The 13071-nt window shown below is 71.8% G+C and carries 14 protein-coding genes and 1 riboswitch; of the genes, 10 read left to right on the plus strand and 4 right to left on the minus strand.

All coding sequences use genetic code 11. The features are described 5' to 3' along the window. Positions 1–137 precede the first annotated feature (137 nt). A complete protein-coding gene (bcp, locus tag CIB93_RS20100) occupies positions 138–605 on the minus strand; it encodes a thioredoxin-dependent thiol peroxidase (RefSeq protein ID WP_096628605.1) in 468 nt (155 codons plus the stop codon). A 141-nt stretch (positions 606–746) separates the two neighbouring features. Here bcp and CIB93_RS20105 point away from each other — a divergent pair, with 141 nt between their 5' ends. The 3 genes from CIB93_RS20105 (at position 747) to CIB93_RS20115 (ending at position 1955) form a co-directional block, all read left to right on the plus strand. After that, complete coding sequence (locus CIB93_RS20105; RefSeq protein ID WP_096628607.1) at positions 747–1067, plus strand: DUF3618 domain-containing protein; 321 nt, start codon at positions 747–749, stop codon at positions 1065–1067. 49 nt (positions 1068–1116) lie between these two features. Next, the gene (locus CIB93_RS20110) at positions 1117–1458 is read left to right on the plus strand and encodes a co-chaperone GroES (RefSeq protein ID WP_030629018.1); all 342 of its coding nucleotides are present in this window, start codon (positions 1117–1119) and stop codon (positions 1456–1458) included. 75 nt (positions 1459–1533) lie between these two features. Beyond that, a riboswitch (guanidine-III (ykkC-III) riboswitch) is annotated at positions 1534–1597 on the plus strand. A 37-nt stretch (positions 1598–1634) separates the two neighbouring features. Next, on the plus strand, positions 1635–1955 hold the full coding sequence (locus CIB93_RS20115) for a multidrug efflux SMR transporter (protein ID WP_096628609.1): 321 nt from the start codon (positions 1635–1637) through the stop codon (positions 1953–1955). A gap of 43 nt (positions 1956–1998) precedes the next feature. On the opposite strand, the gene CIB93_RS20120 is transcribed toward CIB93_RS20115, so the two are convergent. Beyond that, on the minus strand, positions 1999–4152 hold the full coding sequence (locus tag CIB93_RS20120; RefSeq protein WP_096628611.1) for a transglycosylase domain-containing protein: 2154 nt from the start codon (positions 4150–4152) through the stop codon (positions 1999–2001). 200 nt (positions 4153–4352) lie between these two features. Between CIB93_RS20120 and CIB93_RS20125 the strand changes: the two genes are divergently transcribed. The 4 genes from CIB93_RS20125 to CIB93_RS20140 all read left to right on the plus strand — a co-directional run bounded on the left by CIB93_RS20125 (position 4353) and on the right by CIB93_RS20140 (position 7921). Continuing rightward, on the plus strand, positions 4353–5153 hold the full coding sequence (locus CIB93_RS20125) for an ABC-2 family transporter protein (RefSeq protein WP_096628613.1): 801 nt from the start codon (positions 4353–4355) through the stop codon (positions 5151–5153). Next, positions 5146–6021, plus strand: coding sequence for an ABC transporter permease (locus tag CIB93_RS20130; RefSeq protein WP_096628615.1), 876 nt, complete (start codon positions 5146–5148; stop codon positions 6019–6021). Before CIB93_RS20125 ends, CIB93_RS20130 begins: the two co-directional genes overlap by 8 nt. A gap of 98 nt (positions 6022–6119) precedes the next feature. Further along, complete coding sequence (locus CIB93_RS20135; RefSeq protein ID WP_096628617.1) at positions 6120–7100, plus strand: ATP-binding cassette domain-containing protein; 981 nt, start codon at positions 6120–6122, stop codon at positions 7098–7100. Between the two features lie 119 nt (positions 7101–7219). Next, positions 7220–7921 (plus strand): DUF1707 domain-containing protein, encoded by a 702-nt coding sequence (locus tag CIB93_RS20140; RefSeq protein WP_096628618.1) that lies wholly within the window; start codon positions 7220–7222, stop codon positions 7919–7921. 130 nt (positions 7922–8051) lie between these two features. Here the strand turns inward: CIB93_RS20140 and CIB93_RS20145 are convergent, their stop codons facing one another. Next, positions 8052–9299 (minus strand): SGNH/GDSL hydrolase family protein, encoded by a 1248-nt coding sequence (locus CIB93_RS20145; protein WP_096628620.1) that lies wholly within the window; start codon positions 9297–9299, stop codon positions 8052–8054. Positions 9300–9441: 142 nt separating this feature from the next. Between CIB93_RS20145 and CIB93_RS20150 the strand changes: the two genes are divergently transcribed. Then, positions 9442–10848 carry a DUF445 domain-containing protein gene (locus CIB93_RS20150; RefSeq protein WP_257002260.1) on the plus strand — a complete coding sequence of 469 codons (1407 nt, stop codon included), beginning with the start codon at positions 9442–9444 and terminating at the stop codon, positions 10846–10848. 303 nt (positions 10849–11151) lie between these two features. On the opposite strand, the gene CIB93_RS20155 is transcribed toward CIB93_RS20150, so the two are convergent. Further along, positions 11152–11466, minus strand: a complete 315-nt coding sequence (locus tag CIB93_RS20155; protein WP_096628624.1) for a hypothetical protein — start codon at positions 11464–11466, stop codon at positions 11152–11154. A 130-nt stretch (positions 11467–11596) separates the two neighbouring features. Between CIB93_RS20155 and CIB93_RS20160 the strand changes: the two genes are divergently transcribed. After that, a complete protein-coding gene (locus tag CIB93_RS20160) occupies positions 11597–12436 on the plus strand; it encodes an alpha/beta fold hydrolase (RefSeq protein WP_096628626.1) in 840 nt (279 codons plus the stop codon). A 125-nt stretch (positions 12437–12561) separates the two neighbouring features. Beyond that, on the plus strand, positions 12562–13068 hold the full coding sequence (locus CIB93_RS20165; RefSeq protein WP_096628627.1) for a hypothetical protein: 507 nt from the start codon (positions 12562–12564) through the stop codon (positions 13066–13068). The last annotated feature ends 3 nt before the right edge of the window (positions 13069–13071 follow it).

The following is a 13071-nucleotide window of genomic DNA, read 5'->3' on the forward strand; positions in this document are numbered from 1 at the left end:
CGGGGTCCTTTCCTCGGAGGGTGTTCCAGGAAAGGCTTCTGCGCGGTCATGGCGGCCGCAAACCGGCTTCGCGGGTCGGTGCGATCTCCCTCACACCGTCCCGGCGTGCGATTCCGGCGCCCGGACGGCGGGAGGGCTCAGATGCCGAGGTCCCTGATGATCTTGGCTACATGGCCCGTCGCCTTCACGTTGTAGAACGCGTGCTCGACCTTTCCGTCCTCGTCGACGACGACGGTGGACCGGATCACACCCGTCACCACTTTGCCGTAGAGCTTCTTCTCGCCGAAGGCGCCGTACGCCGCCAGGGTCTCCTTGGCGGGGTCGCCCACCAGGGTGACCTTGAGGTCTTCCGTCTCGCGGAACTTCGCGAGCTTCTCCGGCTTGTCGGGGGAGACGCCGATGACGTCGTACCCGGCGTTCGCGAGCAGGTCGAGGTTGTCCGTGAAGTCGCAGGCCTGCTTGGTGCATCCGGGGGTGAGCGCGGCCGGGTAGAAGTAGACGATGACCTTGCGGCCCTTGTGGTCCGCGAGCGACACGTCGTTGCCGTCGGCGTCGGGAAGGGTGAAGGCGGGAGCGGTGTCGCCGGGCTTCAGTCGCTCGCTCATGGGTTCTCCTCGGGTGGCGCATGGGTCGGACGGGACCGAGCGTAATAGGGGTGCCGTCGGGTGTGCGGAGGTTCGAGCTGACAGACTGTCGACGAAGGTTCAGATGAAGGTTGACCGGACGACGACCACGGAGGCGGCGCAGTGTCGGATGCCAGGACCCCTGCGCAGATCGAGGCGGACATCATCAGCAGGCGGGAGCAGCTCGCTGTGGTGCTCGACGAGATCGGGGTGCGGGTACACCCGAAGACGATCATCGGTGACGCGAAGGCGAAGGCGGCCCAGTCCGTGGACCGTACGGTCGGCCGGGCTTTCGTCGCGGTGAACCGCTCGGTGTCGGATGTGAAGGCGCGGTTCGTCGCGGAGGACGGCTCGCCGCGGCTGGAGCGGGTGATCCCCGCGGCGCTGCTGGTGGTGGGTGTGGTGGGGCTGCTCACCGCGTCGAAGAAGCGCCGCCGCGCGTGATCCGTACCCGGAGGCGTACGGTCCGGGGTGCGGCAGGTAGGTTGCGGGCGTGAGCGAGAACACCCACGACGACAAGCTGCCCATCCGGATGCTGCACGACCGGGTGCTGGTACGGAACGACACGTCCGAGGGGGAGCGCCGTTCCGGCGGCGGCATCCTGATCCCGGCGACGGCCGCGGTGGGCCGGCGCCTCGCCTGGGCCGTGGTGGTCGCGGTCGGGCAGAACGTGCGGACGGTCGAGCCCGGTGACCGCGTGCTGTACGACCCCGAGGACCGTGCCGAGGTCGAGGTGCGGGGCGTGGCGTACGTCCTGATGCGGGAGCGCGATCTGCACGCGGTGGCCGCCGACCGGTTCGAGGGGTCGGTGGATTCGACCGGGCTGTATCTGTAGGCGTCCCTGGGAGAAGCGCTCCAGGAGAGTGCGGGTAAGGGTCTGGCGACCGGTGTCACCAGGCCCTTTCCCTCTTTCTTGCTACGGTGGAAGCACCCCGACGAGACGCGCCGTACCGGGTTGGCAAAGACGACGCACCCGTTCTGTTCGCGTGGTTGTCGTCGGAGGTGCCTGTCGTGGCGTGGGTTGTGTTGATCATTGCCGGTCTGCTCGAAGTGGGCTGGTCGATCGGGATGAAGTACACCGAGGGGTTCACCCGGCTGTGGCCGAGCGTGTTCACGGGGCTCGGGATCGTGGCGAGCATGGTGCTGCTGTCGCACGCGGCGAAGACGCTGCCGATCGGTACGGCGTACGGCGTGTGGGTCGGTATCGGCGCGGCCGGTGCGGCGATCCTGGGCATGGTCGTGCTGAACGAGCCGGTGACCGCGGCCCGGATCTTCTTCGTGTGTCTGCTGCTGGTGGCCGTGGTGGGTCTGAAGGCGACCTCGGGGCACTGAGCCTCGGGGCGCTGCGGTCGTGAGGCGCTGGGTCCCCGCCGCGTCACCCGGTGTCCGTGGGGGCGCCGGAGTGGGCGGCCGGCGGCGGGCCGGACGGGTCCGTGCCGCTGCCGGGGTCCTCGTCGAGGTCGGGTTCGTCCACCTCGTCGGAGCCCGGGGCCGTCTCCAGGTCGAATTCCCGGGCCGGGGAGGAGCGCAGTGCCGCTTCCGTATAGGCGGCCCAGGTCTCGGCGGGGACGCCGCCGCCGTTGACGCGGGACAGGCCGAGGGCTCCGTACAGCGGGGTCTGGGCGCCGGTGTCCGGGTTCTGGCCCATCACGGCGACGACGGTCGCGAGGTCGGGGGTGTACCCGGCGAACCAGGCGGCCCGGTCCTCCTCGGCGGTGCCGGTCTTGCCCACGGCGGGGCGCCCCACCGCCTGGGCGGCGGTGCCGGTGCCGCCCTCCACGACGCTGCGCAGGACCGCGGTGGTCGTGTCGGCGGCCTCGCGGCTGACAGCCTGTTCGGTCGTGCGTTCGGGCAGTTCGATCTCGGCGCCGCCCTTGGTGACCTTGTCGACGAGGACGTACGGGCCGCGCCGGCCGTGGTCGGCGAGGGTGGCGTACGCCTGGGCCATGTCCAGGACGCTGGCGTTGGCGGTGCCGAGGGCGATGGAGGGGGAGGCGGTGAGGTCGGGGGTCTTCGCGGGGATGCCGAGGGCGACGGCGGTGTCCCGCACCCTGCCGGGGCCGACGTCCTGTGCCATCTGCGCGTAGACGGAGTTGACGGACTTGTCGGTGGCGGTGCGTACGGTGATGGAGCCGTAGTCGACGTCGTCCTCGTTGGCGGGCGCGTAGTCGGTGGCGCCCTGCGGTCCGGTGACGGGGCGTCTGTTGGAGCCGTCGTAGACGGTGTTGGGGGTGATGGGCCGGCCGTCGCCGGTCGTGGAGCCGTTGACGAGGGCGGAGGTGAGGACGAACGGCTTGAAGATGGAGCCGACCTGGTAGTCGCGACGGGTCGCGTTGCTGACGTACTGCTTGGTGTAGTCGATGCCGCCGTACAGGGCGACGACCGCCCCCGTCTCGGGGACGATCGAGGCCCCGCCGACGCGGATGTTGCGGTCGATCTCGCGCTCGTGGCTGGTCTTGGCCATCACGTTCGTGTCGACGGCCCTGACGAAGGCGTCCTGTTTGGCCTTGTCGAGGGTGGTGGTGATGCGGTAGCCGCCGGTGGCGAGGGTCTCCTCGTCGAGGATGCCGCGCCGGCTCAGGTAGTCCTCGACGGCCTGCACGATGTATCCGCGCTGTCCGGAGAGCCCGGTCGGGGGCTTGGCCTCGCCGGGTGCGGGGAACCGGGTCGTCGCCCGTTCGGCCGCGTCGAGCCAGTGCTCCTTGACCATGCCGTCCAGGACGTAGTTCCAGCGGCGCAGCACGGCCGGTTCGTTGTCGGGGTGGGCGACGACGTCGTACGCGCTGGGGGCGTTGAGCAGGGTGGCGAGGTAGGCGCCCTCGGCGGTGGTGAGGTCCTCGACGTTCTTGCCGTAGTACGCCTGGGCGGCGGCCTGGATGCCGTAGGCGTTACGGCCGAAGTAGCTGGTGTTGAGGTAGCCCTCAAGGATCTGGTCCTTGCTCTCCTCGCGGTTGAGCTTGACCGCGATGAAGAGCTCCTTGGCCTTGCGGACGACGGTCCGTTCCTGGCCGAGGTAGTAGTTCTTGACGTACTGCTGGGTGATGGTGGAGCCGCCCTGCTTGCCCTTGCCGGTCACGGTGTTCCAGCCCGCCCGGAGCAGCGCCCTGACGTCCACGGCGGGCTGGGAGTGGAAGTCGCGGTCCTCGGCGGCCAGTACGGCCCGCTGGACGGTGAGGGGGACCTGGGAGAGATTCACCTTCTCCCGGTTGACGTCGCCGTGGCGGACGATGACGCTGCCGTCGTTGTAGAGGTAGACGTTGGACTGGGCGGTGGCGGCGGCGTTGGCGGCCGGGATGTCGACGAGGTGGTATCCGGCGATGAGCCCGCCGCCGAGGAGGAGGGCCAGGCCCAGCGCGGTGCCGAGGATCATCCGCCAGGTGGGGAGGACGCGCCGCCAGCCGGTGCGCCGGGGCCGTTTCGGGTGACCCTTGCGCGGTGTCCTTCCCGGCTTCCGCGGGCGGTCGCCTCCGGGTGCCGCCATCGCGCCCGAGGGGTCGCGGGGGGCCCAGTTCTGCGGCTCGTCGCTCATATCGGTGAGGGCTCCTCGGGCGTGGACAGTTCTTCCATAGTGCCCGTTTAGTCACAAAAACTGTGGTTTAGGAAGGTGCGTTCCCTCCTCCGGTCGCCTCACCGGCCGTCAGAAACACGGTCGCGGCCGCCTCCGCGCGCGTACTAGGCTCGCGGGCTTTGGCGTCGGGAGCCGGTCGGCGGCGGGGGAGAGGGGGCGGCGTGCGGCTCTACGCGGTCGTGGCGGCGGGCGGATTCCGGCGCTACGCCACCTACCGGACGGCCACGGCCGCGGGGGTGTTCACCAACACGGTCTTCGGCTTCATCGTGGCGTACGCCTACATCGCCCTGTGGGACGAACGCCCGCAGCTCGGCGGCTACGACACCGCGCAGGCGCTGACCTACGTCTGGCTCGGGCAGGCCCTGCTGATGGCCTGCGCCATGATGGGCGGCGGCTTCGAGGACGAGCTGGCGGAGCGGATCCGTACCGGGGACATCGCCGTCGACCTGTACCGCCCCGCCGACCTCCAGCTGTGGTGGCTGGCGGCCGACCTGGGCCGGGCGGCCTTCCACCTGCTGGGCCGGGGCGTCGCACCGATGTTCCTGGGGGCGCTCGCCTTCGACCTGGCGCTCCCCGGCTCCCTGTGGACCTGGCCCGCGTTCCTCGTCTCGGTGTTCCTGGGCCTCGTCGTCAGCTTCGCGGTGCGCTTTCTGGTCGCGCTGTCGGCGTTCTGGCTGCTCGACGCGGCGGGAGCGATGCGGATCGCGTCGCTGGCCGGGCTGTTCTTCTCCGGGATGCTGCTGCCCCTGAACCTGTTCCCCGGCCTGCTGGGCGAGGTGGCGCGGGCGCTGCCGTGGTCCTCGCTGCTCCAGGTCCCGGCCGATGTGTTCCTCGGCAGGCGCACGGGGTGGGGGCTGGTGGAGGCGTACGCGTTCCAGGGCGGCTGGGCGGTGGTCCTGCTGCTGGCGGGGCGCCTGTTGCAGACCGCGGCGACCAGGAGGGTGGTGGTCCAGGGTGGCTGAGACGGCGGTACGGGCCGACGAGGGCCGGGAGGCGGGCGGCTTCGCGTTCGAGGAGCGGCCCCGGCTGCTGGAGGGGCTGCGCGCGTACGGGCTGATCACGGCGATGTGGGTGCGCTCGACGATGGCGTACCGGGCCTCGTTCGTGATGACCGCGCTCGGGGACTTCGCGGTGACGGCCTTCGACTTCGTGACGATCCTGCTGATGTTCACGCACGTCGACGCGCTCGGCGGCTACACGCTCCCGGAGATCGCCCTGCTGTACGGGCTCTCGGCGACGGCGTTCGGGCTGTGCGACCTGCTGCTGGGGTCGATGGACCGGGTGGGCCGCCGGGTCCGGGACGGCACGCTGGACACGCTGCTGGTGCGGCCGGTGCCGGTGCTGGCGCAGGTGGCGGCGGACCGGTTCGCGCTGCGCCGGGCCGGGCGGATCACCCAGGGGCTGCTGGTCCTCGGCTATGCGCTGATCACCCTCGACATCGCGTGGTCGCCGCTGAAGGTGCTGATGCTGCCGGTGATGGTGGTGAGCGGGGCGGCGATCTTCGGCTCGGTCTTCGTGGCGGGGGCGGCGTTCCAGTTCGTCGCGCAGGACGCCTCCGAGGTGCAGAACTCCTTCACGTACGGCGGGACGACGCTGCTCCAGTACCCGCCGACGGTCTTCGCGAAGGACCTGGTGCGCGGGGTGACGTTCGTGGTCCCGCTGGCCTTCGTCAGCTGGCTGCCCGCGCTCTACGTACTGGACCGGGAGTACCCGGTCGATCTGCCGCAGTGGGTGGCCTTCCTGCCGCCGGCGGTGGCGGCGGGCTGCTGGGGGCTGGCGGGTCTCGCGTGGCGGGCGGGGCTGCGGGCGTACCGGAGTACGGGCAGTTGAGGAAACGGGAGCCGGGCCCCTCGGGCCGGGTGTCGGACGGGAGGCCGGACAGGGTGCCGGACGGGTTGTCGGACAGGACTACGCAGGAGGTCACGGGCATGGGCGGCGACGGCTTCATCACCCTCGACGGCGTCGAGAAGGTCTTCCAGGTCCGCCGGAAGGCCGGTCTGCTGCGCCGCGAACGGCACGAGGTCCGGGCCGTGGACGGGATCAGTTTCCAGGTCCCGCGCGGTGAGATGGTCGGCTACATCGGCCCGAACGGGGCGGGCAAGTCGACCACGATCAAGATGCTGACGGGCATCCTCACCCCGAGCGGCGGCCGGCTGCGCGTCGCGGGCATCGACCCCGCCCGGGAACGCACGCGTCTGGCGCACCGCATCGGCGTCGTCTTCGGCCAGCGGACCACGCTCTGGTGGGACCTGCCGCTGCGCGACTCGTACCGGCTGATGCACCGCATGTACCGCATCCCGGACCGCCGTTACCGGGAGAACCTGGACCGCTGTGTCGAACTCCTCGACCTGGGAGCGCTGTTGGACGTCCCCGTGCGGCAGCTCTCCCTCGGTCAGCGGATGCGCGGCGACATCGCGGCGGCGCTGCTGCACGATCCGGAGGTGCTGTACCTGGACGAGCCGACGATCGGGCTCGATGTGATCTCCAAGGTCAAAGTGCGCCAGTTCCTCCAGGAGTTGAACGCCGAGCGCGGGACGACGGTCCTGCTGACGACGCACGACCTGACCGACATCGAGCAGTTGTGCAGCCGGGTGATGGTGATCGACCACGGCCGTCTGATGTACGACGGTTCCCTCGCCGGCCTCCACGAGGCGGGGGAGAGCGAGCGGATGCTGGTGGTGGACCTGGAGCGCGAGCTCCCGCCGATCGAGCTGACGTCCGGCCCGTCGGGGCCCGTGCTGCGAGCGGTCAGGGTGGAGGGCCCGCGTCAGTGGCTGGCGTTCCCCGCCGAGGCTTCGGCGGCCCCGCTGGTGGCGCGCATCGCGGCTGAATACCCGCTGGTCGACCTGTCGGTGCGGGAACCGGACATCGAGGCGGTGATCGCGAGGATGTACGAGTCGGCGCCCTGACGGTTCCTGCCCTGACGGCCCCTCTCCGGGACGGCGGGTGCGACTGCTCGGCCTGCGCGTCTGTGCCTTGAGCGGGTGCGTTCAATAGGCTGCGCGGTATGACAAGTGAACGTCCGGAAATGCGCGCATCCGACACCGAGCGTGAACGGATCGCCGAGCTGCTGCGCGAAGCCGTGGCCGAGGGCCGACTGGAGATGGACGAGTTCGAGCAGCGCCTCGAAACGGCCTACAAGGCGCGTACACACGGGGAGCTGGAGCCGCTCGTCCAGGACCTTCCGGCGCCCGGCTCGGCGGTGGCCCCGGTGGGCGCGACCGCGCCCGCCCCGCTGCGGGGTTCCGCGGCGAACTGGCCCGCCCGGATCGGTGGCACCGCGACCTCCAAGGGCGGGTTCGCGCTCTGGGGCGGCTTCAACCGAAAGGGCCGCTGGACGGTGGCCCGGAAGTTCACGGCGTTCGCGATGTGGGGTGGCGGCGAGATCGACCTGCGCGAGGCGCACTTCGAGGACCGCGAGACCGTGATCCGGTGCTTCACGATCATGGGCGGTCTGCATGTGACCGCGCCGCCGGAGCTGAACGTCGACGTCAGGGGAGTCGGCATCATGGGCGGCTTCGGCGAGGGCTCCAACGAGGAGGGCGAGCCCGCGCCCGATGCCCCGTACGTGCGGATCACCGGCTTCGCGCTGATGGGCGGCGTCGGCGTGGAGCGCAAGCGGACGAAGGCGGAGCGCCGCCGCCTGAAGGAGGCGGAACAGGCGGAACTGGAGGCGCGCCGCCGACGCGGTCTGGAAGGCCCGGATGGCGGCACCCGCAAGGAACTCTGAGGGGGAGGGCGGGGCCGACGCGGCTGTTCAGCACGTCACGCGTCTCGCAGTGCCTCACGCGTCTCGCAGCGCCTCCCACGCCTCACCGCGCCTCCGGCCGATCGGGGCCGGGGTGCCGCTCAGCGGCCGCTCACAGTGCGTCGGACCGGGGGGCAGGGGCCCGGTCCAGGGACGCCAGGTCCACCCGGTCGCCGAGCGCGCGGTAGCCGTCGTCGTTGAAGTGCAGGTGGTCGCCGGAGTCGTACGCGGTGAGCAGCCGGTTCGGCGCGGCGGGATCGCGTACCGCCTCGTCGAAGTCGACGTACGCGTCGAACACCGTCCCCGCCCGGATCTGCTCGTTGACCGCCAGCCGTACGGCGTTGCGCTCGGGCGTCCAGCTGGGGAAGCCCTCGAACGGGGTCAGCGTCGCGCCGACGACCGTGAGCCCGCGGGCGTGCGCCCGCTCGGTGAGGGAGCGCAGGCTGTCCACGATGCGCTGGGGGTCGGTCTCCTGGGGGGACTGCTGTACGTCGTTGATGCCGAGGGCCACGATGACCGTCCGGACCCCGGCGACCGGCAGGACGTCGCGCTCGAACCGGTCGGTCCCGGCTTCGCCACCGGTGCCGCGCCCGATGCCCACGACCCGGTTGCCCGAGATGCCCGCGTTGGCGACCCCGTACCGGCCGCCCAGCCGGTCGGCGAGGACGTCGGTCCAGCGGGCGTTCGCGTCGGTGGTGGAGCGGCTGCCCGCGGTCAGGGAGTCGCCGAGGGCGACGATCGCGCCGAGGGCCCTCTCGTTGCGGACGTCCACGGCGGTCAGGTAGCGCCAGTTCGTGGTGGGCCGGGTGCCGCGCTCGTCGACGAGGTAGGACGTCTGGTGGCTGTTGGGGTGGTAGGTGACCGGCCCGCCGGGCTCCGGGGTGCGGAAGCCGACCTCAAGGTCGGAGTCGGGGGCGACGGGCACGACGACGGGATCGCTGACGATCCGCCCGCCCGCGGCGATGGTGACGGCGGCGGCGCCCTTGAAGGTCACCGGCCTGGTGTTGACGGTGGCTTGGTCCACGACCAGGGGGACCGTGCCGAAGAGGTTGGACAGCGTGATGCGGGCTACGTTCCCGCCGATGCTGGTGTGGACGATGTTTCGGATGGTGCGTCCGGGTAGCCCGTTCGGGGTGTTGGGCTCGGCCCGGACCGGTGCGGCCGTCCAGGTGGCGACCCAGTTGCCGCCCGAGGTGGCGGGGGCGACCGGGTTACGGGCGGCCGCATGGGTCTCGGCGGGCGGGGGCGGCGTCGGCCGGGGGCCCGAGAGCAGCGTCGTGCCGAAGGCGACGGCGGCGGCGAGCGCGACGGTGCCCGCCACGAGGGCGATGAGCAGGGCATACCCCTGGCGCCTGGGCATGTGCGGTGTTTCTCCTTGTGATGATCGTGCTGGTCCCATGATGCGACAGGCCGTCGGGAACTCGACGTGCGGCCCGGGAGTAGGTGAGGTAGGGACAATGCGTACGTCACGGGGGCGAGGCGTACGCGGACGGGTGGAGCGGATGGAACGGACCGGATCCGAAGAGCAGGACGCGGGGCAGGGGCAGAAAGCCGAGCGAAAGTCAGTGGGCCCGGGCCCGGGCCCGGGCCCGGGCTCCGGCGCGGGCTTCGGGCCAGGGCCGGGCGCGGGGCCGGGGCCGCTGGCCTCGTTCGCGTACACCGCCGCCGACGAGGAGAAGCAGCGCGGCGTACGGCGCATGAAAACCACGGCCACCGGCCTCCTCCTGCTCGTCGCGCTCGTGTACGTGCTGGCCACCTGGGCGAAGAGCTCAGGTGTGGGGGGCTGGCCGGGCTACGTCGCGGCGGCTGCCGAGGCGGGGATGGTGGGCGCCCTGGCGGACTGGTTCGCCGTCACGGCGCTCTTCCGGCGCCCGCTCGGTCTGCCGATCCCCCACACCGCCATCATCCCTACCAAGAAGGATCAGCTGGGACAGTCCCTCGGTTCCTTCGTGGGTGAGAACTTTCTCTCCGGAGACGTCATTCGTGACCGAATTCACGCGCTGGGCGTCGGAAAGCGGCTCGGTGTTTGGCTGGCGGAGCCCGCCCACGCGGACCGGGTGACCGCCGAGTCGGCGACGGCGCTGCGCGGAGCGCTGACGGTGCTGCGGGACTCCGACGTCCAGGCGGTGGTCGGTGAGGCGATCACCCGGCGCGCGGACGCGGCTGAGGTCGGCCCGAGCCTCGGCAAGATGCTGGAGAAGGTCGTCACCGACGGCGGCCACCGCAAGGTCGTCGACCTCGTCTGCGTACGGGCGCACGACTGGCTGGTGGAGCACGGCGACTCGGTGATGAACGCGGTGCAGGGCGGGGCACCGGGCTGGACGCCGCGGTTCGTGGACAAGCGGGTGGGGGAGCGGGTCTACAAGGAACTGCTGCGGTTCGTCACGGAGATGCGGGACATGCCGGAGCATCCGGCGCGCGGCTCCATCGACACGTTCCTCAACGACTTCGCGGCCGACCTCCAGAGCGATGAGGACACCCGGGCCCGGGTGGAGCGGCTGAAGTCGGAGATCCTGGGCCGCAGCGAGGTGCAGGACGTCATCGCGTCCGCCTGGTCCTCCGTCCGTACGATGATCATCGCGGCGGCCGAGGACGAGCGCAGCGAACTGCGGCTGCGGGCGCGCGCGTCGCTGATGTCGCTGGGCGCCCGGCTGGCGAACGACGAACGGCTCCAGGCCAAGCTGGACGGCTGGCTGGAGGACGCGGCGGTGTATGTCGTGACGACGTACCGCGCGGAGATCACGTCCCTCATCAGCGAGACGGTCGCGGGCTGGGACGCGGACCAGACCTCGAAGAAGATCGAGGCGCACATCGGCCGCGACCTCCAGTTCATCCGGATCAACGGCACGGTGGTGGGTGCGCTGGCGGGCCTGGCGATCTACACGGTGTCGCACGCGCTGGGCGGCTGAGGGCCCTACGGGGCTGTGGGCTCCGGGTGCGTGCCCGTCCTGTCGTGTACGGGCACGCACCCGGCTTGCACGGGGGAGTTGCCCGGTAGTACGGGCCCGGCGCGGCGGGTGTTCAACGCCGCGCGCCTTTTCTCTGTCGCCCACCGGCTTCGGTCAGTTCGGCCACGACGCTCTCGCCGATGTCGGCGAAGTCGTCGACCTGTTCCGGCCTCAGCCCCTGCCCGCCCTGCCCGCGTGCGCGGCTCGCACCGAGCGCGCGGTGTCGTAACGGCTCCCTCTGACCGGAACGAAGGGCTCTCCCGACTAACGCCGGGCGCGGCGGGTGACGGCCCAGGAAGCGGCGGCCACGCCCCCGGCGACGGTGAACACGGCGGGCCAGGCGCCGACCTTCTTGGCGAGCGGGTGCGACCCGGCGAAGGCGGCGACGTACGCGGCGGTCAGCCCGGCGGCCGCGCGCGGCCCGGCCTGGCGGTTCCACTCGTACGCGGCGAGGGACCCGGCGGCGGCGAGCGCGACGCCGCCGAGCGGGCGCTTCCCGGTCCACCGGGCGACGCCGTAGCCCCCGACGAGCCCGCTCGCCGCCACTGCCGCCACTGCCGCCACCGGAACGTTCGCCATCGTCGCTTCCCTCGTGTGTCCGTCGTATGTCTGTCGTATGCCCGTGGTCCGATTCCGCTCCTGAGGCTAACGTCCGGTTCGGCGTCGCCGACGGGCGGGCGAACAAGCGGGGCTGGACAGGGGGAACCAGTTGAGGACGTTCACGGTCACGGTGGCGAGCGGCGACGAGGTGCAGGCGGCCCCCGTACGCCTCTTCTGTACCGACCACGGGGGCGACGGCCCGCCCCTGCTCCTGCTGCACGGGCTGGCCGGGCACTGCGGCGAGTGGGACGCGCTGGCGGCCCGGTTCGCGGCGACCCACCGCGTGGTCGCGTTCGACGCCCGGGGCAGCGGGGCGAGCACCCGCCGCCCCGGTGACGTGTCGCGCGCGGCGCACGTCCGCGATGTCCTGGCCGTGGCGCGCGCCCTGGGCCTGTCCGGCGAGCACACGGTGCTGGTCGGACAGTCGATGGGCGGTCTCACCGCGCTGCTCGCCGCGGCGGCGCACCCGGAGGCGTGCCGGGCGCTGATCCTGATCGAGGCGGGCCCGGCGGGCCCGAACCCCGAGCTGCCGGTACAGATAGGCGATTGGCTCGACTCCTGGCCCGTGCCGTTCCCGGACGCGGAGGCGGCCACCGCGTTCTTCGGCGGCGGCCCGGCGGGCCGGGCGTGGGCGGCGGGCCTCGCACCCGGCCCCGGCGGTCTGTACCCCCGGGTGGACCGGGATGTGATGGTGGCTACGGTTCAGGAGAACGCGCACCGCGACTACTGGGACGCCTGGGACCGGGTGCGTTGCCCGGTACTGGTGGTGCGGGGCGAGAGCGGCGCGATGCAGCCGGAGGAGGCGGACCGGATGGGGGCCCGCCACCCGGATACGCGGGTGAGCGTGATCCCGGGGGCGGGCCATGACGCCCATCTGGACGACTCCGCTGCGGTGTACAGGGAGATAGCGGCCTTCCTCGCGGGAACCCGGGCCGCGGGCGCCGTGTAAGGTCTGGGCCCTTCACGCGAGGGGGTCTCATGCAGTTCCGTACCGTTGCCCGCACCACCGTCCGTACCGATGGCGCGGGTGTTCGCCGCTCAGCCCGAACGGGGTTGCGCGCAGGTGCGCTTGCCGTGGTCGTGGCCGCGGCGCTGGTGTCCTGCACCCAGGCGTCGGGCGGGGACGGCTCCGGCGCGGACGGCCCCGCGGCCTCGGCGCCCTCCTCGGCGGACGCGGACCCCACCCGCACCGCGGAGGACGCCGAGAACACGGACAAGGCCGAGCGGGCGGCCACCGGGGCGCCGGACACCGCCGCCCCATCGCCCGCCCCCGAGCTGGTCCGTGACGCCTTCGCCACGTTGCAGGCGACGCTCGGCGACACCTGCACCCCCGGCGCGGGCGACTGCGCCTACTTCCTCGGCCGGGTCACCCGGGAACTCACGGAGCTGGACGAGGCGATGCGGGCGGACAGCAAGGGCCCGGGCCACTTCAAGAAGCCCCTCGCCGACATGAAGGTCCTGTTCGGCAAGCTGGGCGAGGACCGGTCCACGGCGCACCTGGAGAAGTACTTCTCCGAGATCGTCGGCACCCGTGACGGCATCAACACCTGGATGCAGGACCACCCGGACGACTACCGCTGACAA

The organism is Streptomyces sp. WZ.A104, assembly GCF_002382885.1.
Lineage (GTDB): Bacteria > Actinomycetota > Actinomycetes > Streptomycetales > Streptomycetaceae > Streptomyces.